An 18,758-nucleotide genomic window follows, 5' to 3' on the forward strand; every position below is an offset into this window, starting at 1 on the left:
CATGCGCAAACACATCTTGACCGCGATCCAGATGCACGCGGCAGAGACCTATCCGGCCGAGTGCTGCGGTCTTCTTCTGGCCCTGGGCCGAAAGCAGCAGTACTTCCCATGCAAGAACATCGCGACCGATCCGAACGAGGAGTTCAGCATCGATCCGGAGGAATATTCCGCGGCTGAAGACCTGGGCGAGATCATCGGTATTGTTCATTCGCACCCTGACGCCACCAGCCGGCCGTCGCCACGCGACCTGGCGATGTGCGAAGCCACGGCCATGCCCTGGCACATCCTGAGCTGGCCGGAGGGCGACTTGCGGACGGTGGTACCCGCCGGCGAGACGCCATTGCTGAAGCGCCCCTTCGTCCACGGTGCCTGGGACTGCTGGCAGGTCTGCGCCGACTGGTACAAGCGCGAGTGGGGGCTTGAGTTCGAAGCCTTCAAGCGTTCCGACGGCTGGTGGGAGAATAAGAACAACGCCAGCTTGTACGAGGCGAACTACGAGGCCGCCGGGTTCTACCGGGTCGACCAGCCACAGCGCGGCGACATGATCGTGATGGAAGTGGGCCGCACGGCTCACCCGAACCATGCCGGGGTTTTCCTCGGTGCTGACCCGGGGCTGCCTGGCGAAGACGCTGAGACCTTCGGCCCTGGGCCGTTCCTGCTGCACCACCTGTACGGGCGCCCGAGCGAAATCATCGTCTTCGGCGGGCCTTGGCTGGATAGAACTTGTCTGGTTCTCAGGCACAAAGATGCACAACCATTTGAATGATGCGGCAGCGCTACGGGAGATACTTATGAGCGGGATGGTAAAAAGACAGAAGCACCTCCCTGAGCCAAAAGAGCCAGGGAAGCTGCTTGAATGGCTTAGTTTTCAGATTTCTTTGACTTGTCTGGGTACAGCCCTGCTATCAGAGCTTGCAATGCAAGGTGATGCCCGGACGATCCATCAGCGTAACTTTGATCCGCTGGCAAAATCCCAATGAGACTTTCCGCGCTTGATTTGATCGCATCCCGCTTCGCTGGGTTAAGCGCGGCTAGCGATGTGCCGATTAGGGTGATTGCAGATATCGTCCCTATTTCGAAAGGCGTTAGTACGGGTTTTTCGCTCATTTTTCTTTCCTTGCGTTAAAGGCGCCGAAATTGGCGCAATCCCAGTCCTTGGGCTTGCAGGCAAAGGACTGGGGAATCCTTCTATAAGCTCACACCGCCACCGGTATCGGGCCTTCGGCTGAGCGGGCGCGGCATCATGGCCTTTATGAACTGCCTAACTGGTGGCTATTGGCGATTAATCAGTCGGTCGAATAGTTGCACCAGCTGATGCTAGGAGCGTTATTTGCTAGGTAACCAACCAAATCCTTTCGCCCCCAGAAGGTGAGCCTTCCATCGGATGATTGCATTGCCAGCACTATGGGGACCTGAGGAAAAAATTTTCCATAGTAGGCGCTCACCTCTTCTTTGGACTTCTCGGATGACACTGCTGCCTGCCGCACCATAACTGACGCGAAAGACGTTCCACTCACAACGAAATACGCACCCCTGAAATCGGACATCTAAACCCCCCCCATTTGTTTTGAAGGCACAACGCTACTACGATGGGATCCAATCCAGTTACTGTGCTTTCGTCCATGCTGGATGCCCAGACAGTTTGTGGGGTATCTTGCTGCCATCTTCCACAGGAGTGACCCCATGAGATTGTTCGTAGGGGCTGATGGGGATTGGTAGTGGCGGGCAGAGCTAAGACTGGTTCCAGTTTGCAAACTCGGCGAGGGCTTTTTTCAAGGCTTCTTCTCGGGTCAAAGCCTGACCGGTCTCTAGCGAATGATGCCAATGGACTACGGCGCTGAGCATTACTTCAAGCGAAACCCCATTCGCATCTGCCTCTTGCTGTAGCCGCTCAAACGATGCTCTTGGCAAAGCTACGGGCATGGAGGTTTCATCCTCGGAAACCAGGCTTATTTCGGTAATCTCCGGTTGATCGTCAGCATCGACAAGCTCTGAGACGTCTCTATTGAGCGCGGCGGCCAGTTTAACCAGCGCTGTCATGCGCGGTTTGGACGTACCCATTTCATACCTACTGATCTGCGGAACGCTTAGCCCGCTTGCCTTGGCAAGCTCGCGTTGCGTCATCCCCGCATCCGCGCGTAGGCGGACAAGCTTGGATGGGAAGCCTTTTGGGTGATGCATGGTGATTCCATAGTTTCGTATGGACACATGATGTTCGGGAAACATTCTTCCTGCAAGGAAATGATGCCAAATGATGTTGACGAGACGTCGTAAATGATGCCAAATGATGTCAAGTGATTAGCAAGGAGGTGTAATGATGGTCTGCGAAAAGAAAGGGCGTTACCCATTGAGCCTGGATATGTCTGTTAAGGGGCAGGCTGAGCGAGAAGCCAGAAAAAATAGACGCAGCTTGAATGCTGAGCTTGGCCTTCTGATTGAGGAGGGTCTGAAATGGCGGGAAGCACAAAGCAAGCAGGCAGCAGCCTGAAAACGAAGAAGCCCCAGTGCGGGAACACTGAGGCTTCGGGAAACGAGATCAACTTCGAGGAAGAAATCGTCATGTCGAATATTAGCACAGAGGCTAATAATGTCATCCCTTTTGCCTTCGAGGCGAGGAGCGTTCGCGTTCAAGAGGTAGGTGGGGCGCCATGGTTCTGCGCCACTGATGTCTGCTCCATCCTTGGGTATCGCAATGCTCCGGATGCCATCGCCAAGCATTGCCGAGGAGCTGGTATCGCGAAACGCGACATCAGCTCTTCAGGTCAGAAGCGCAGCCTAGCCTTCATTGATGAGGGCAATCTTTACCGGCTCATCATCAAGAGCAGGAAAGTTGAGGCTCTGCGGTTTGAGACCTGGGTGTGCGACGAAGTCCTCCCATCCATTCGAAAGCATGGTCAATACATCGATCACCATAGCGTCATGGGCGACCTCGTAGGCGCAGTAATCGGAACCAGTGGCGAGCACGTCCTTGATCGAGTGATTGACCAGAAGGCGTCGCCGATTCCTCATGGCCTCCAGCGCAGCTTCAAGCACACCATGAAGAGCCGGCTTCGTTCGCGCTTTAACGTTCCGCGCACCGCCTTGATTCCGGCGGAGTACCTGAACGACGCCTGCAACTTCGTGGTGGCTTACTCCCTGGAAGGCGAGTGGATTGGCCGAGCCGGCTTGAACACCCACGAACTGACCGACAAGGAGCTGTACGATGTGGGCTTCCTCATCCATCACTTCTTGGCGGTGAAAGGGATCTATGAGCGATGGGGTGTTGGTAGCGCGCTAAGGATGTTGGGGTCGCCAATCCCGGCAGAAATTTCCGATCACTTCAGCGATGCGATGATGGCTATAGGCGAATTAAAAAAGCGCTCGGCCGACATGGATGTCGCGGCAATCCGCCTTGGCCTGCGGAATGGAAAGACGACTCGATCTGCCGCAGCCTGATTATTCAGCTACGCCTAGACCTATAGAGGCAACCCCGCACATGCGGGGTTTTGGTGCTTCCTCTGCGCAATGGTAGAGTCGCCTCAAATCCAAGCGAGGGACCGATATGAAAGTTTCCGTAGGCGCGGTAGCTGTTGCTTTGCTGGCGGGGTGTGCGTCCTCCGCCATTCCGGTTAACCAGGCGGATCCGGTGCCGCGCGATGAACTGTATGCTTTTCAGGCCAAGCCGGCCGGTCAGAGCGGAAAAGTAACCGTCGTTAGGGATTCGGGAATGGTCGGCTCTGGCTGTGACATTGTCGTATACGTTGATGGTCGCAAGGCCGCGAAGCTTGGCACCGGCCAACGCGCATCTTTTTACCTACCACCCGGCAATCCAAGCATTGGTGCGGGGCTGGCCGGCTCCGGGTTGTGCGGAGGGGCAGCGGTGCGAACAATTTCAGCCACCGTGCAGAATGGAAAGGAAAGCCTGTATCGCATCAGTGGAGATATGGGTGGGTTCTATATAGGACCGTATGTCGATTACAACTAATTGAGTTTTAATCAAGCCGCCTCCGGGCGGCTTTTTTACGTCCGGAGAAAGCTATGCTGGCAACCGCTGCACATTATCAGCCAATGACTACGATTATGTTGTCTGGATCGCTTGCCAAAAAATTCGGTCGGGTCCACCGCCGTCTTCTCGACTCAGGGCAGACTTGGGAGGCATTTAGGGCGCTGAAGGCAACGCTTCAGGGCTTTCAGGAGGAAATTCAGCGCCTGGATCGTTTAGGTATGCGTTTTGCGGTTTTCCGCAATAGGAAGAATGTCGGCGAAGAAGAGTTTGGATTAGGTGGCGCCAACGAAATACGGATCGTGCCGGTTGTGCGCGGGAGCAAAAGGGGCGGATTGATCCAGACAGTTATCGGTGCGGTTCTGATTGTCGCCGGCACGTTTCTTTCGGCCACTCCGTTTGGCGCCCCGTTGATCGGCGCGGGCATCGGCCTCGTCGCCGGCGGCGTCATCCAAATGCTCAGCCCCCAAGCATCGGGACTCAAGCAGAGCGCCGGACCTGAGAACGCCCCGTCCTACGCCTTCGGCAGCGCCAAGAACACCACGGCCAGCGGCAACCCCGTACCGATCTGCATCGGCGAGCGCCGGTGGGGCGGGATGATCATTTCCGCATCGATCTACGCCGAAGACAAACAGTAACGAGATCGCAGCAAGCAGGCCGCCCATGAGGCGGTTTTTTTACGCCTGGAGGAAAGTATGGGCGCAGCACGCAAGATCGACATCCGCGGCGCCAAGGGCGGCAGCAGCAAGCCAAAGACCCCAAAGGAAGCCAGCGACAACCTGCGCTCCACAAACGTCGCGAAGCTGCTGATTGCTGTTGGAGAGGGTGAGTTTGAAGGCGAACCAGCGGCGGCCGATATCTACCTGGACAACACACCAATCAATGACGCCAGCGGCAACGTCAACTTCCCGAACGTGAAGTGGGAGTGGCGTTCGGGCTCGGTCGATCAGGCCTACATCCCTGGCATTCCGTCGGTTGAGAACGAAACCTCGCTGAACATTGAGCTGCGCAGCGATGCGGCCTGGGTCCGGTCTGTCACGAACATCCAGCTGTCGGCTGTGCGCCTGCGCTTCGCCTGGCCCGCGCTCCAGCGCCAGGACGATCAAGGCAACATTGGCGGCTACCGGATCGAATACGCCATTGACGTGGCTACCGACGGCGGTGCCTATCAGCAAGTTCTGACCGATGCTGTGGATGGCAAGACCACCACCCGTTACGAGCGGTCCAAGCGTGTTGATCTGCCCGAGGCAACCACCGGCTGGCAGATCCGCGTCCGCCGCATCACGCCGAACCAGAACAGCAACAAAATCGCAGACACCATGCTGATCGCCGGTTTCACTGAGGTAATCGATGCGAAGCTGCGATACCCGAACACCGCGCTGCTGTACATCGAGTTCGACGCCGAGCAGTTCACCAACATCCCGGCCGTTACCGTGAAGTGCAAAGCCAGGAAGTGGCAGGTTCCAAGCAACTACGACCCAATCAGTCGCACCTACACCGGTACCTGGGACGGCAGCATGAAGCTGGCCTGGACCAACAACCCTGCGTGGATCACGTACGGCATTTGCACCGAGGACCGTTTCGGCCTGGGCAAGCGCATCAAGTCGTTCATGGTCGACAAGTGGGAGCTGTACCGGATCGCGCAGTACTGCGACCAGTTGGTGCCCGATGGTCTGGGCGGCACTGAGCCGCGCTTCCTCTGTGACATGAACCTGCAGGGCAAGGCTGACGCCTGGACGCTGCTGCGGGACATCTCCGGCATCTACCGGGGGATGACCTACTGGGCCCAGGGCCAGCTGATCATGCAGGCCGATATGCCGCGCGCCCAGGACTTCGACTATGTCTTCACCCGGGCGAACGTCATCGACGGGAAATTCTCCTACGGCAGCGCCTCGGCGAAGACCCGGTACACCCGCGCCCTGGTCAGCTACGACAATCCGGCGAACAACTACGACACTGATGTCATTCCGTTTTCGGACCTGGACCTCCAGCGCCGCTATGGTGACCGGCCAACCGAGTTGAGCGCCATTGGCTGCACGCGCGCATCCGAGGCTCAGCGGCGGGGCAAGTGGGCGATCCTGAGCAACAACCTGGATCGCACCGTCACCTTCAAGACCGGCATGGAAGGCGTGATCCCGCTCCCGGGCCACATCATCCCAGTGGCGGACTCGCTGCTGGCCGGTCGGGAGATTGGTGGGCGCATTTCGGCTGTGGCCGGTCGCGTTGTAACCCTGGACCGCGACACCCTGGCGAAGGTTGGCGACCGACTGATCATCAACCTGCCCGGCGGCCGCGCCGAAGGGCGCACAGTACAGAGTGTCGCCGGCCGCGCCGTGACCGTGACCGTCGCCTACAGCGAAGCGCCGCGGGCGCAGCTTCAGTGGGCGCTCGACGCTGACGACCTGGCGATTCCGCTTTACCGAGTGCTGCGGACCAAACGCACCATCGAGGGCGACTTCGAAATCAGTGCGCTGCAGTATGAGCCGAGCAAGTTTGCTTTCATCGACACCGGTGCTCGCCTGGAAGACCGGCCGATCAGCGTTATTCCGATCACCGTCGTTCCGGCGCCCGCCAGCGTCACCCTGACGGCGAACTCTGTCGTTTCCCAGGGAATAGCTGTAGCCACGATGACCATCACCTGGCCCCCTGTTGAAGGGGCTGTGGCGTATGACGTCGAATGGCGCAAGGACAGCGGCAACTGGATCAAGGTCCAGCGCACCGGCTCGACCAACGTAGACGTGGTAGGCATCTACGCGGGAGCCTACGTGGCCCGCGTGCGCGCGGTGAGTGCGTTCGACATCTCGTCGATCTGGCGTAACTCCGTGCTGACGGAGCTCAAGGGCAAGGAGGGCCTGCCGCCGGCGGTGTCGTTCCTGACGGCATCCTCACTGTTGTTCGGCATCGGCCTCAAGTGGGGCTTCCCTGCTGGCGCCGAGGACACCCAGCGCACCGAAATCTGGTACGGCCCAACCAACGTCCTGGAGAACGCCACCAAGCTGGCCGACCTGGCTTACCCCCAGAGCGACTACAACCTGCAAAGCTTGCTAGCCGGGGCCACGTTCTTTTTCTGGGCGCGCCTGGTGGACCGCACCGGGAACATCGGCCCGTGGTATCCAGTCGGTAACGGGGTATTGGGCCAGGCCAGTTCCGATGCCGGCCCGATCCTAGACATCCTCGAGGGGAAGATCACCGAGTCGGAACTCGGCCAGCATTTGCGCGATGAAATCGAGAAGATCCCAGGCCTCCAGGACCAGATCGATGCGCTCGACGACATCCTGCTCTATGACGCTGCCAAGACCTATGTAAAAAACGACATCGTTCGTCAGGGCCAGCGGCTGTACCAAGCAATTTCGGCAGTACCGATCAATAACCCGCCGCCGAACGCCACCTACTGGCTGGATGTTGGTCAGTCGGTCGAAACGGCCAACGGCCTGGCACAGCAGGTTGCGACCAACACCGTCAACATCACCGAGCTCGAAGCCACGGCTACATCCTTCGAGGCGCTGCGAGCTTCATGGCGTGATGACAACGGGGAAGGAGATCTTGCCGATGCCATTGAGGGCGCGAGAAGTGCAGCGTCCTTCGCCCAGGAGGTCAGTGCTCGAGCCTCCGAAAACGAAGCCTCAGTGCGGCGCCTGACCGCCCTGGATGCCCAGGTAGCTGACAACGCCGCGAACCTGACCACCCTCGAAGAGGTAGTAGCCACCAACGAATCGGCGACTTCGACAAAGATCAACCAATTGACCGCAACGGTCGGCAGCAACAGTGCGGCGATCCAGCAAACCTCGCAGGCCCAGGCATCCACAGATGGGAAGCTTTCAACAATCTGGTCCGTGAAGATGGAGCTTTCCTCGAGTGGCCAGCGATATGCAGCAGGTTTCGCACTGGGCCTGGAAACAGGGCCCGGCGGTACGACCTCCAACTTTGTCGTCAGAGCTGACACGTTTGCGGTGATGAACACCAACGCCCAGAACCCGGAATTGTTTTTCGCGATTACGGGCGGCCAGACCTTCATCCGCTCGGCCTTCATCCAGGACGGCACGATTACCACAGCGAAAATCGGTTCGGTGATTCAGTCGACCAACTATGTCTTTGGGCAGACCGGGTGGGCGATCTACAAGTCCGGTGGTTTCGAGATGAATGGTGAAGTAGCCGGCCAGGGGCGAATGGCATTGAGCAGCAGCGGCCTGAGGTTCTATCACCCCAACGGCAACCTCGCTATTGACCTGAGCGTGTGACATGACGGGATTGGTTATCAAAAACTCGGCAGGCGTGGTCATGGTCGATATGACGATGAACATCAGCCAACACCAAGGTTCGGTGGACACCGGTTCGGCGAATGGTTCTGTTGCAATTCCAGCGGTGCCAGTGGGAAAGACGAGGTTTTATATCGTCGTCCCGCTGGTTGATTTGCAGCGGGAGAAAGGCAAGAAACCGGGCGTCACGATATCAGGCAACACGCTGTCTTGGACCTATTCATATTCAACAAGTGGCTGGGGCTATTTTTCAGCAAACTGTCGAATCCATTATGGGTATTACTGATGCCGCAACTAAGGGTTTACAAAGAAAGCGGAGAGATTCTGTTTGATACCGCGTTGATAAGCTACGGTCTTATAAAAAGTGGGCACATGGCGTACCAGCAGACCTGGCAAAGAAGGACGCTCATATCCTCGCAGCTTGACCCTAATAATGGGGCAAACTGGACGCCTGTAACGGTAACCGTAAATCCTGCTCACAAGACCGACGCATTGCATGGGTTTACGGTTGCCAACGCTACTTCGCCAATCGTGTTTATCGTAGGTCCTGGGTGCCTCAATGGCACCTTTAGATCCGGCAATGACATAACCTTTTATTACTCTAACGCCGGTACAAGCACAAAGTTCTATTGCTTCGATCTTATGGCGGATAATATTTCAGGATCCCCCTATTTGAAAACGTGGGATGCAACCGGGAGGATTACATTTAACTCGTTGCAAACGCCATTGAACGTGGTGAATACAATACAAGCTCCGGGCCCTGGGGTTCTTTCTGGCGGACGATACGCAACCACCTACGCGAGCGGCTATAACTACAGCCTAAACAGTGGCCCTGTTAACGAATATAACTGGCCTCGCCTTATATCAAGAGTAGATATTCCATTGGGCGCGGGTTTTGAGTATGCAGTCTACTTGCCGTGGAGCAGGTCTGTCGGGATTAATGATAGCTTTCCCTTGGGAGGATTTGATTCCTACAGTCAGTATGGCGGGATTGAGGGAGCTTTCGGTGGGTCTGGGAATATATCATTTATTTTCGGGGCGTCGGCTGGTACTACGTATGACGACACAGTTCCCTCTTCGAATACAGGGTTTTTCAATCTCCCCACCGACCGATATCCGGTGGCACTGGTGATCAAAACCGACAATTTGCCTTTTCCTTACAACTGACAATTCGATTTAAATCGACCCGCCGACAGCGGGTTTTTTATTGCCTGAAAAAAGGATAACTCCATGCCCTGGTACAAAACTGGGACGGTCTCCGTCACCCTGAATTCCAACGCGGTAACAGGTACAGGCACCGCTTTCATCGTGAACTGCCGTGTCGGTGATGCGTTTCGTGGGCCGGATGGCCGATGGTATGAAGTCACCAACGTGGCGAGCAATACTGCGATTTCCATCGACCCCCCCTACATCGGCGCGACGGCGTCTGGCGGCAGCTACGCTCTGGCGCCAATGCAGGGCTACGTCAAGGATTCCGCTGATGCCTTGCGGGCTATCGTAAACACATACGGCGCCCAGCTCGCCGCACTGAAGACGACCGGCAACTACGATATTCTGCCGATCAGCAAGGGCGGTACCGGCGGTACGACTGCGGCTGAGGCGAGGAGCGGGCTGGGACTGGGCACCGCCTCTACATCCACACTGACAACTTCAGCAGCGGACACTACTGCGGGTAGGGTTTTGAAGGTTGGCGATCACGGCATAGGGACTGGTGACGCTCCCACGGGGAATACGCCAGCCGGTAAAGTGCTCAATACCCTTATCGGCAATAGCATGTTCGCCACCACTGACGCATCACCGTCAGATTTTCCGGCATCACTTGGGTTTGGTACTTTCCCGATGGGAATTCATTTGAGCAGGAGTCCTAATCTGGCGGCTCAGTTCGTTATGACAGCGTCAACGAACCCGACGTCAGGTTGCTACTTCAGGGCGAAGGCTGACGGTACTTGGCAGAATTTCAGAAGGGTCTATACCGCGAATGACGTTGTCGGAACAGTTTCTCAAGCGGGTGGCGTGCCTACAGGCGCTATTGTAGAGAGTGGTAGTAACGCAAACGGATACTACGTCAAGTTTGCTGATGGTACGATGATATGCGCAAGGACTGACGCATATCCTACTTTGGACGTAAACATAACTTCAGGTACAATGTTTCGAAGCGCTGCGATATCCCCAGTCGCATGGGCAGTAAGTTTTATATCTACGCCTAGAGTAATGGTCAGTTCGTCTTCTTCTAGCGGTGTAGGGTGGATATCTAAAGGTGGTTCCGCCACAGCATCTAGCACTCCGCTTGTTTATGAAATTGAATTAGTAAGCGCTACTCGCTCCGTCAGCATCGAGTACTTTGGCTTTGGGAGATGGGTTGCATGAAAATTATTCTTAGTCCGCAGCGCCGAGACGATACGCTGGAAGTGATAAAACAAGGTGACGTACTTGTAGTTAACGGAGAGTCATTCGATCTATCCCGGGTTGGAGAGGGTGATACATTGCCAAGGAGTGCGATCGAGTCGATTTGGTTTGCTGGTCCTGTTGATCGTATCAATGGAGAGCTGACCCTCGCGCTGCTCCTGCCGCTTCCATGGAACTACAGCCAAGAGCAAGCCTTCCCGGTTCCACTGGAAAACGTCCCCGATGGATTAGTTCTCTTCCCTCGGCCACTTAGCGAGGTAAGCGCATGAGCAATATTGACTGGTCCCAGTTGATCACCAAGGCCATGAAAGATGCCGCTGCGGCTGCCGTTCAGTTGGTCAATGCCAAAGCAGAACTAACCGCCAGGAATAACAAGGCTGTCGTCCAGATCGCTCGTATTCAGGACCGAATTGACACCATCGGCTTCGGTATCGACATAGGTGAAGCTACTCCCGAGGAAGAAGCCGAGCAGGCTGCGCTTCTGATTACGCTAAAGACCTGGAAAACTTACAAGTACGCCCTTGGCAAGGTCACGGTTCAGCCAACCTGGTATCAGGCGCCGGTATGGCCGGTCGAGCCGCCAATCCCGGAAATCATCGCCGCCCCCATGCGGTCCGCATCCGAAACCATCTGACCCAAATCGAAGCCCCGACAGTCGGGGATTTTTTTCGTCTGGAGAAAAGTTATGACCGCAACCGAAAGGGATCGCGACATCCTCGCGCGCACGCTGTGGGGAGAAGCCCGTGGCGAGAGCTTCGCCGGCCAGGTGGCCGTGGCCTGCGTAATCCGCAACCGCGTGAACGATGGTAAGGACCGGTCGTGGTGGGGCGAGGGCTACGCCGGCGTCTGCCTGAAGCCGTACCAGTTCAGCTGCTGGAACAAGAACGACCCGAACTATCCGTACCTGAGCGGCGCCAAGCCGATCCCGCCGAAGCAGTTCGCCCAGGCCCAGCGGGCGGCGGATCTGGTGATCTCCGGCCAGGAGTCCGACATTACCAAAGGCGCGACCCACTACTACGCCACCACCATGCCGAAGCCGCCGGCCTGGGCCAAGGGCGCCACGCAGACGTTCCGCCTCGGGCATCACATCTTCTTCAAGGACGTCCCATGAGTCCCGTCACGCTGAAGCTGCTGATCGCCGGTGTGGCCGTGGCGCTGATCCTGGTCATGAGCGCGACTTGGAAGGTCCAGGACTGGCGCTACGGGATGAAACTGGCGGAGCAGGCCGGCCTACATCAATCCGACCTGGACAAGATCAGCAGAGCGGCCACAGCCCAGGCCCAGGCAGAACAGGATAAGCGTCTGGCCCTGGAGCAGCGACTGGCCGCCAATGACCAAACCCACCACAAGGAACTGAGCGATGCTCAAACGAATCAGGCTCGCCTGCGCGATCGCCTTGCCACTGCTGATTTGCGGCTGTCAGTCCTCCTTGCCGAGGATCCAGCCAGTTGCAACGGAGTGCCTGCCACCGCCGGCGCCGTCGGCATGGTTCATGGAGCCCATCGAGCCCAACTTGACCCAGCGCATGCTCAAAGAATTATCGGGATCACCGACGACGGCGACCGGGGACTGATCGCGCTGAGAGCGTGCCAGGCGTATGTCAGGGAATTGAATCAGCGATAGGGCGGATCAGCTCGGGCCCTTGGTTCCGCACGTTTCCGATAGCCCGGTCAACCTTGAACCACTCGAAGGCCTCGGCCGGCTCGCCCTGCTGCAGAACGATCTGCTCGGCGCGCTCCTTGGGTGTGCTTGGGTCGAGCCATTCCCGGGCAAGGTCTGCATCCAGTACAACCGGTCGGCGGTCATGGATATCGACCATGCCGCCCTGGCTGTCGGCGGTGATGATCACGAAGCCGTCGTGCTCACCTGGATCACGGTCACCGGTAGGGAACTGGCCGATGGCGGCGCAGAAGATCGGGGCCAGGTCACGCCGGCGGATCAGGTAGGGCTGCTTCTTCGGCCCACCCTCATCTACCCACTCGAACCAGTTATTGATCGGCGTGATAGCGCGGTTCGGCCAGATCGCCCGGTAGAACGGGCCGTGGGCGACTTTCTCGACCCGGGCATTGATTGGTGCGGCACGGTCCTTGGCCCAGTGCGGTCGCCAACCCCAGCGCACTAGGTCGGCATGCAGTATGTCGCCTTCCTGGTGGATGAGGGCGAGCTGCTGCGACGGCGCGCCGTTGTACTTCTCCAGCGGCAGGTCGCCGGCGGAATTGACCAGGGCATTCGGCATGCTCAGCGCCGCCACGAAGTCGTGAATACCCGTGTACTGGGAGAGTCGTCCGCACATGTTCATTCCTCCGGCTTTAGAGTGTAGCTGGGCGGTTCAGGCTTCGGTGCGAAACCGAGTCCACCGCAAGCCGCACAGTCGTCGCGCTTACCAAAGTGGTCCTGGCATGCCGAGCACGGAAGGAACTTTGCCATCTCAAAAAACGGCCTGACCTTTTCCATAATTGAAAAGTGCTTGTTCTCCGTAGCGACCTGCACCACGTCCAGCATCCAGCGGTACACGTCCGGATCCTCTGTGACCGGGTACACCACGCCCTCGACCATCCGTTCTGTCGCAACCAGATCGAATTGCCGACCGCCATCCAGCGTAAGGGTCAGCCCATCGATGCGACCGGTGGTATTGGCGTAGCTGAACTTCAGCATTAAGCCCGTCCCATCCCGGCATACCTTGCCGTCATAGGGTTGAAGTTTGTTCCCCAGATTGTTGTCGAGCATCAAAATTGAATGAAAGATTTTCCCAAACCTAGGGCCGCCGCCTTTCGGCACCACGTCATAGCCGTAGGACGGACGGTAGAGGATAGGACATGCCTGCAACTCCTCCACGGCCAGCCAATATGCAGCGTTCGCCATTTCATCCATGTCGAACTGGTCCAGGGGGTTGATCAGGCCTTCTTCCGTCAGTCGGGCTGATATCTCATGGAGCGTGGACCTGTGTCTCTCAGGAGACTGCATCCGAAAATCGTGGTCATCAAGGGTATCTCGCCAATGCTTGAGCCTTAGCGCTTTCGCCTGTTCGAAGTTCATGGTTGGGGTTCGCTTGCTGAATACTGTTTGGATATACAGTAATCGAGGGGCGATGATTCGGGCGAGGACTGGGCGACGAGCTGCGGTCTTTCAGTCAGATGACATCATTACTGCCAGGCTCATTTTGATGAATTCCTCGTTTAGGTCCAAGGTCGCCAAGGCTCCGCGCACATTGGCGGACACCTGATTCGATCCTTGCCTATCTACCCAATTGGTCAGCTCCATGATGGCTGCTTCCAGGGCACGCTGGTTTTCGTTGATCTTCGAAAGCAATGATGGGAGCAGGTCGAGATTCTGCATTGGCGACTCCTACTTCGGAGAAATAAGCGTAGCAGTTCGGGGTAAGGGTGTTCGGTCGGCAGAACGCCGCAGGAGGGTGGTGATTTATGCAAGATCGGCATAAAGGAATGGCCAGATGGCTAATAAAATTCAGGCTGTTTCGGGATGCAATGGGGGTAATTTCCGGTCCGCAATCATTTTAGGGGATGCGGAAACATTGGCTGATATAGCAATGATTTTAGGTTAATTGCGGACCAGAAAACCTATTGCACGCCACGGCCTGATTGACTTCCACTAAGGACTTAAAATCCCCCGCTCGTAAGGGCGTGCCGGTTCGATTCCGGCTTCGGGCACCATGAATATCAAGGGCTTGCATGACATACCTCATGCAAGCCCTTTTTTTTCCGAACATACTGCCTCCAATCAGGGCCGCTCCTACAATGGCGCCCATAAAATCGCTTCTTCCCAGGCTCATGCCGGTTCCCTATCGATTCACATTGAAGTGCGCACAGGGCGCGCGAACATAGCATTGAAAATACGCTGACCATAGAGGCCGACGGCCAGGCCGAGTACGATCAGGACCACCGCCAGTACTTTGCTCACCGGCACACTTTCGTTGAACACCACTACCGAGCCGAGCATGCCGAAGATCGGCACCAGCAGAGAGAGCGGCGCCACTGTGGAGACCGGATAGGTTTTGAGCAGCGAGTTCCAGATCCAGTAAGCGAACAGCGTATTGGGATAGACCTGGAACAGGATCGACAACACGGCAGTCGTGTTCACCTGACTGACAAGCGCGGTGTAGCCGGCGCTGCCGTTCACCGCGTAATCGAGGGCGAACAGCGGAATCGGTGCAAGCGCACTGGACCAGACCAGAAAGCCGAAGACATCCTTGGTGCTGGCCTTCTTGTTGATGATGTTGGCAACGCTCCAAGACGCCGCGCCCACCAGTACCAGCAATACGCCGGTCAGGCTCACCGAACCGTCACTGATCTTGATGATGCACAACAGCCCCGCGAGGGCGATCAACATTCCCAGCACCTGGAAGCGGGTCAGCGCTTCCTTGACCACCCAACCGCCGAGCAGGATGGTGAAGAACGCGCTGAATTGCAGCACCAGCGACGCGATGCCCGCCGACAGCCCGGCCTTGATACCCAGATTGACCACGCCCCACAGACCAATGCCGAACACCAGGCCATAGCCGATGATGTAGCGCCACGGCACTTCGGGTTTACGGATGAAGAAAATCGCCGGTAACGCACAGAGACTGAAGCGGATACCCGCCAGGATGAACGGGTCGACGGTGGCCAGTCCCAGTTTGATCACAGAGAAATTCACACCCCAGATTGCCGTTATCAATACAGCCAACACTACGTGCAGTGGTTTCATGGATTATTTGCCTTGATGAAGGAGGTCGGTGTCACGCCGCGGAGGTTCAATTCGTACGTCGCCAACGTCAGCCTGTCATTAACCATGGTGCGGATTTCGCCCTGTTCGATCACGTCGAGCGTCATGTCCTCGGGTACGCCGAACATCACCGTGGCGGCGCTGCAGGTTGCCGGTGACAGCTCCTGTGGCACCGACGCGCGGAACGCCGAATCGTTGGAAAGTTACTTGGAAGTCAGTCCCAGGTAGAACCAGTACAGCAGGGCGACTGCGCTGATAGCGGCACCCAATATACAAACGGCGACCCAGCCAAAGTGTGCATAAGTATAAGTAGCGGCTATTGCACCCAGACCACTGCCCACCGAATAGAAGCACATGTAAGCGGCCACCAGTCGGCTTTGTGCATCGGGTCGTGCGGCAAAGATCAGGCTCTGATTGGTGACATGGACGGCTTGCACGGCGAAATCCAATAGCACCACACCTACCGCCATGGCGAACAATGAGTGTTCAACGAACGCCGTAGGCAGCCAGGACAAGGTCAACAGTGCCAACGCGACGCCCGTGGTGCGATTGCCGAGCCCTTGGTCGGCGAGCCGTCCGGCCCGTGCCGCTGCCAGCGCACCGGCCACACCGGCGAGTCCGAACAAACCAATCTGCGTGTGTGTCAGCGACAACGGCGGCGCGCTGAGTGGCAGTACCATCGACGTCCACAACACACTGAACGCGGCGAAGATCAGCAGGGCGAAGGTGCCCCGGACACGCAATGTGCGCTCGGTCAGGTACAACTGGAACACCGATCGCAGTAATTGCCAGTAGCCGCCTTTCGCCGGTGGCGTGGTGGAGGCAGGCATGGTGCGCATCAGCACCAGTGCCATGCCGATCATCAGGGCGGCTGAGACAAAATAAACACCGCGCCAGCCGGCCAGATCAGCCACTGCACCGGAGACGAAACGGGCCAGCAGAATTCCCAGCACCACGCCACTGGTCACGGTGCCGACGGCTTCGCCACGCTGCTCGGGACTCGCCAGCGAAGCGGCGTAGGCAACCACCACTTGCACCACGACCGCCATCATGCCCACCAGCACCATCGCGCCGAGCAACATGCCCCAATCCTGCGACACGCCAACTGCGCATAGGGCCAGAGCCGACAGCAGCATTTGTGTAAGGATAAGTTTCTTGCGATTGAGCAAATCACCCAGCGGAACGATGAACAACAATCCGACAGCATAACCGGCTTGTGTCGCGGTCACTACGACACCAATCGTGCCCGACGAAACCGACAGGCTGGCAGCCATCGACTCCAGCAAAGGCTGGGCGAAGTAGACGTTTGCGACCGCCATGGCGCAGGTAATTGCAAAAAGAAAAGTCTGATAGCGACTGAGCTTGGAGGTGTCCCGGGTTTGGGGTGCTCGCGTGTGCCCACCGCTGTATTTTTCGGCTTCGATGTCCATCTTTACCGGGGCATGAGACTTGAGCGGCATCACTCCTTCCTTGGAATATGTGGTTTCGAAAGGAAACCGATTCGTTGATTTCTATCAAATGAAGTTGTTAAATGCAACCAAATTTATAAAACATTTTCGTCTGACGTTAGAAACTTTCCCCCCCTTCCTACTGACTCGCCTCCAGGAGACCCATGGCCAGACAGGAATTACTGGCGCAGAGCGAATGCCCGGTCGCTCGCACGCTTGAAGCGATCGGAGATCGCTGGGTATTAATGATTATTCGCGACGCGTTCGACGACGTTCGCCGCTTCAGTGAGTTTCAGAAACGTCTTGGTCTCGCCAAGAACATCCTCACGGTCAAGCTCAAAATGCTCGTCGAGTTGGGCGTATTCAACATCCAGCCGGCATCCGACGGCAGTGCCTACAAAGAATATGTGCTGACTGAAATGGGGCGCGCGGTGTTTCCCATCGTCGTCAGCATGCGCCAGTGGGGGGAGCGCTACTTGTTCAACACAGGGGAGAGCTATTCAGTGCTGCTCGACAATGAATTGTCGGAGCCGGTAGAAACCATCGCCGTACGTTCCAAGGCGGGCAAGGTGTTAACCCCGGCCGATTGTCATCGACGGGTCGTCAAGCGCTGGGGTTGACGCGAGTCGAAACGACTGGTCGACAGCAACGGATCGCCGATCAAGTGGTCCGAGGCGCCGAAGAGTTGGCTGAATCGAACGAAGACCTGACCGACCATCTAAAATCAAGGGTTTGCGAGCGAAAGCTAATGCAAACCCTTGTTTGTTTCTGCTCCGTGAAACCATCTTATCCAAGCTGCGCTCACAACCTGCGCCGAAATGCCTCGAGAATCTCCCGCGTGCCCTTTTTCATTTGCAGTTGCGCGATAGCGTCCAGCGGATGCCAGAGGCAGTCGCTGATTTCATTCTGTGGCCGGGCGGTCTTTGAATCGGTGACCGCGGCTTCGAACACGTGGTGTTCGGTTTCACCGTCGCTGATGCGCATCAGATAAAGCAGGTTGTGCGCGTCCAGCCCGGTCTCTTCTGCCAACTCGCGTAGTGCCGCCCCAGCATGGGTTTCGCCGCGCTCAACGGTTCCACCAGGCAATGTCCAGCGGCTGTTTGCCTTGCGCACGAGCAAGATGTGGCGATCTTCCTCGCAGATGACGGTCGCTCGAATTTTCATGGCCTTGCTCAATCCGTGACTGTCATTAAATTGAAATATAAATGCAATATTTGAGCCCGATGTCATACGGACTGTCCACTACAGTTTTTACCGGGGCCTCTCTGTACGACCGCGCCAATCGTCGAAAGACTGAACTTCATTTCATCCCCGCACTCGCTATGTGTCTGGACTGGGCATTGGACCGATCATCGCCTCGACTGAATCAGCTTGGAAAAAACGTATCCATGTTGGGTGGATAGCCAACCTCGGGTAGAGGGGAAGTGAGCAGACATGACCACGGTTGAAGACTTCAAAATCAAATCCCACGAGCTTCTCGTGGAACTGGACGCGGCCACTTCAGAAATGATGGCGCTCGTCGACGCACATCAAACGAGCGGGGTGATTTGGGAGCAGGCCGTCCAGCGCCAGCATGACGCTTATGAACGGTGGGTCGCCTATCTGAATGAGCGTGGATAGACGCAAGTTCGGGCGGGGGGACGCGATGGCAGATTCTTTGAACGGACCGTCAGGGGGTGTGCCTAAACCATAGACCTTAAGAGGATTGGACCATGTCTGAACTAGCCAGCTATTTCTGGATCGGCGTTGTGGTGCTTTTGCTGCTTGTGGATCTGTGGGCGATCATCAGTGTCTTTCGCAGTGACAAGACTGTCGGGACCAAGGCGGGATGGGCGCTGTTGTTGATCATCTTGCCTGTGGTGGGCCTGGTCATCTGGGGCGTTGCCGGCCCTCGCGGTGTGAAGGAAGGCCCGTCGTCGCCAGAGCACAGCAAAGGTTAGGGAC

At 57.1% G+C, this 18,758-nt stretch carries 25 protein-coding genes; 17 read left to right on the forward strand and 8 right to left on the reverse strand.

Annotation, left to right across the window (positions count from 1 at the left end):
- The first annotated feature begins 1 nt into the window (after window position 1).
- Both MKS85_RS00255 and MKS85_RS00260 read left to right on the forward strand, forming a co-directional pair.
- Complete coding sequence (locus MKS85_RS00255) at window positions 2-766, forward strand: C40 family peptidase (protein WP_310662506.1); 765 nt, start codon at window positions 2-4, stop codon at window positions 764-766.
- Between the two features lie 25 nt (window positions 767-791).
- A complete protein-coding gene (locus tag MKS85_RS00260; protein ID WP_310662507.1) occupies window positions 792-980 on the forward strand; it encodes a hypothetical protein in 189 nt (62 codons plus the stop codon).
- A 751-nt stretch (window positions 981-1,731) separates the two neighbouring features.
- Here the strand turns inward: MKS85_RS00260 and MKS85_RS00265 are convergent.
- A complete protein-coding gene (locus tag MKS85_RS00265; RefSeq protein WP_310662508.1) occupies window positions 1,732-2,181 on the reverse strand; it encodes a helix-turn-helix transcriptional regulator in 450 nt (149 codons plus the stop codon).
- A 133-nt stretch (window positions 2,182-2,314) separates the two neighbouring features.
- Between MKS85_RS00265 and MKS85_RS00270 the strand changes: the two genes are divergently transcribed.
- The 12 genes from MKS85_RS00270 to MKS85_RS00325 all read left to right on the forward strand — a co-directional run bounded on the left by MKS85_RS00270 (window position 2,315) and on the right by MKS85_RS00325 (window position 12,267).
- Window positions 2,315-2,488 carry a hypothetical protein gene (locus tag MKS85_RS00270; RefSeq protein ID WP_310662509.1) on the forward strand — a complete coding sequence of 58 codons (174 nt, stop codon included), beginning with the start codon at window positions 2,315-2,317 and terminating at the stop codon, window positions 2,486-2,488.
- A complete protein-coding gene (locus MKS85_RS00275) occupies window positions 2,452-3,435 on the forward strand; it encodes a BRO family protein (protein WP_310662510.1) in 984 nt (327 codons plus the stop codon). Before MKS85_RS00270 ends, MKS85_RS00275 begins: the two co-directional genes overlap by 37 nt.
- Window positions 3,436-3,541: 106 nt before the next feature.
- Window positions 3,542-3,964 (forward strand): hypothetical protein, encoded by a 423-nt coding sequence (locus MKS85_RS00280; protein ID WP_310662511.1) that lies wholly within the window; start codon window positions 3,542-3,544, stop codon window positions 3,962-3,964.
- Between the two features lie 53 nt (window positions 3,965-4,017).
- Window positions 4,018-4,620 carry a tail assembly protein gene (locus MKS85_RS00285; protein ID WP_310662512.1) on the forward strand — a complete coding sequence of 201 codons (603 nt, stop codon included), beginning with the start codon at window positions 4,018-4,020 and terminating at the stop codon, window positions 4,618-4,620.
- Window positions 4,621-4,677: 57 nt separating this feature from the next.
- Window positions 4,678-8,220, forward strand: coding sequence for a phage tail protein (locus MKS85_RS00290; RefSeq protein ID WP_310662513.1), 3,543 nt, complete (start codon window positions 4,678-4,680; stop codon window positions 8,218-8,220).
- A gap of 1 nt (window position 8,221) precedes the next feature.
- The gene (locus MKS85_RS00295) at window positions 8,222-8,524 is read left to right on the forward strand and encodes a hypothetical protein (protein WP_310662514.1); all 303 of its coding nucleotides are present in this window, start codon (window positions 8,222-8,224) and stop codon (window positions 8,522-8,524) included.
- Window positions 8,524-9,405: a hypothetical protein gene (locus MKS85_RS00300; protein ID WP_310662515.1), complete on the forward strand. Its 882-nt coding sequence runs from the start codon at window positions 8,524-8,526 to the stop codon at window positions 9,403-9,405. The genes MKS85_RS00295 and MKS85_RS00300 overlap by 1 nt, the downstream gene beginning before the upstream one ends.
- A gap of 63 nt (window positions 9,406-9,468) precedes the next feature.
- Entirely contained in the window at window positions 9,469-10,605 is a 1,137-nt protein-coding gene (locus MKS85_RS00305; RefSeq protein ID WP_310662516.1) for a phage tail protein, read from the forward strand.
- Window positions 10,602-10,913: a hypothetical protein gene (locus MKS85_RS00310; RefSeq protein ID WP_310662517.1), complete on the forward strand. Its 312-nt coding sequence runs from the start codon at window positions 10,602-10,604 to the stop codon at window positions 10,911-10,913. The genes MKS85_RS00305 and MKS85_RS00310 overlap by 4 nt, the downstream gene beginning before the upstream one ends.
- A complete protein-coding gene (locus tag MKS85_RS00315) occupies window positions 10,910-11,278 on the forward strand; it encodes a phage tail protein (protein WP_310662518.1) in 369 nt (122 codons plus the stop codon). The genes MKS85_RS00310 and MKS85_RS00315 overlap by 4 nt, the downstream gene beginning before the upstream one ends.
- A 51-nt stretch (window positions 11,279-11,329) precedes the next feature.
- Window positions 11,330-11,755 carry a cell wall hydrolase gene (locus MKS85_RS00320; protein WP_310662519.1) on the forward strand — a complete coding sequence of 142 codons (426 nt, stop codon included), beginning with the start codon at window positions 11,330-11,332 and terminating at the stop codon, window positions 11,753-11,755.
- Entirely contained in the window at window positions 11,752-12,267 is a 516-nt protein-coding gene (locus MKS85_RS00325) for a lysis system i-spanin subunit Rz (protein ID WP_310662520.1), read from the forward strand. Before MKS85_RS00320 ends, MKS85_RS00325 begins: the two co-directional genes overlap by 4 nt.
- Here MKS85_RS00325 and MKS85_RS00330 read toward each other — a convergent pair.
- From MKS85_RS00330 to MKS85_RS00355, 6 genes are all read right to left on the reverse strand, one after another.
- Window positions 12,245-12,937, reverse strand: a complete 693-nt coding sequence (locus tag MKS85_RS00330; protein ID WP_310662521.1) for an SOS response-associated peptidase family protein — start codon at window positions 12,935-12,937, stop codon at window positions 12,245-12,247. The two genes, MKS85_RS00325 and MKS85_RS00330, sit on opposite strands and share 23 nt — an antisense overlap.
- A gap of 2 nt (window positions 12,938-12,939) precedes the next feature.
- The gene (locus MKS85_RS00335) at window positions 12,940-13,680 is read right to left on the reverse strand and encodes a hypothetical protein (RefSeq protein ID WP_310662522.1); all 741 of its coding nucleotides are present in this window, start codon (window positions 13,678-13,680) and stop codon (window positions 12,940-12,942) included.
- A 90-nt stretch (window positions 13,681-13,770) separates the two neighbouring features.
- Window positions 13,771-13,980, reverse strand: coding sequence for a hypothetical protein (locus tag MKS85_RS00340; protein WP_310662523.1), 210 nt, complete (start codon window positions 13,978-13,980; stop codon window positions 13,771-13,773).
- Between the two features lie 471 nt (window positions 13,981-14,451).
- Window positions 14,452-15,348, reverse strand: a complete 897-nt coding sequence (locus MKS85_RS00345; RefSeq protein WP_310662524.1) for an EamA family transporter — start codon at window positions 15,346-15,348, stop codon at window positions 14,452-14,454.
- Window positions 15,345-15,539 (reverse strand): hypothetical protein, encoded by a 195-nt coding sequence (locus MKS85_RS00350; protein WP_257220788.1) that lies wholly within the window; start codon window positions 15,537-15,539, stop codon window positions 15,345-15,347. The genes MKS85_RS00345 and MKS85_RS00350 overlap by 4 nt, the downstream gene beginning before the upstream one ends.
- A 30-nt stretch (window positions 15,540-15,569) precedes the next feature.
- On the reverse strand, window positions 15,570-16,826 hold the full coding sequence (locus MKS85_RS00355) for an MFS transporter (RefSeq protein WP_139050383.1): 1,257 nt from the start codon (window positions 16,824-16,826) through the stop codon (window positions 15,570-15,572).
- A gap of 152 nt (window positions 16,827-16,978) precedes the next feature.
- On the opposite strand from MKS85_RS00355, the gene MKS85_RS00360 reads away from it, so the two are divergent.
- A complete protein-coding gene (locus tag MKS85_RS00360; RefSeq protein WP_139050382.1) occupies window positions 16,979-17,434 on the forward strand; it encodes a helix-turn-helix domain-containing protein in 456 nt (151 codons plus the stop codon).
- 181 nt (window positions 17,435-17,615) lie between these two features.
- Here the strand turns inward: MKS85_RS00360 and MKS85_RS00365 are convergent, their stop codons facing one another.
- Window positions 17,616-17,978, reverse strand: coding sequence for an NUDIX hydrolase (locus tag MKS85_RS00365; RefSeq protein ID WP_047226597.1), 363 nt, complete (start codon window positions 17,976-17,978; stop codon window positions 17,616-17,618).
- Window positions 17,979-18,248: 270 nt separating this feature from the next.
- Between MKS85_RS00365 and MKS85_RS00370 the strand changes: the two genes are divergently transcribed.
- Together MKS85_RS00370 and MKS85_RS00375 are read left to right on the forward strand one after the other, a co-directional pair.
- Window positions 18,249-18,434, forward strand: a complete 186-nt coding sequence (locus MKS85_RS00370; RefSeq protein WP_047226596.1) for a hypothetical protein — start codon at window positions 18,249-18,251, stop codon at window positions 18,432-18,434.
- Between the two features lie 92 nt (window positions 18,435-18,526).
- Window positions 18,527-18,754, forward strand: coding sequence for a PLD nuclease N-terminal domain-containing protein (locus MKS85_RS00375; protein WP_092397840.1), 228 nt, complete (start codon window positions 18,527-18,529; stop codon window positions 18,752-18,754).
- Window positions 18,755-18,758: the final 4 nt, after the last annotated feature.

Origin of the sequence: Pseudomonas sp. JL2 (genome assembly GCF_031570495.1) — a bacterium.
In the GTDB taxonomy this organism is placed as follows: Bacteria; Pseudomonadota; Gammaproteobacteria; order Pseudomonadales; family Pseudomonadaceae; genus Aquipseudomonas; species Aquipseudomonas rhizophila.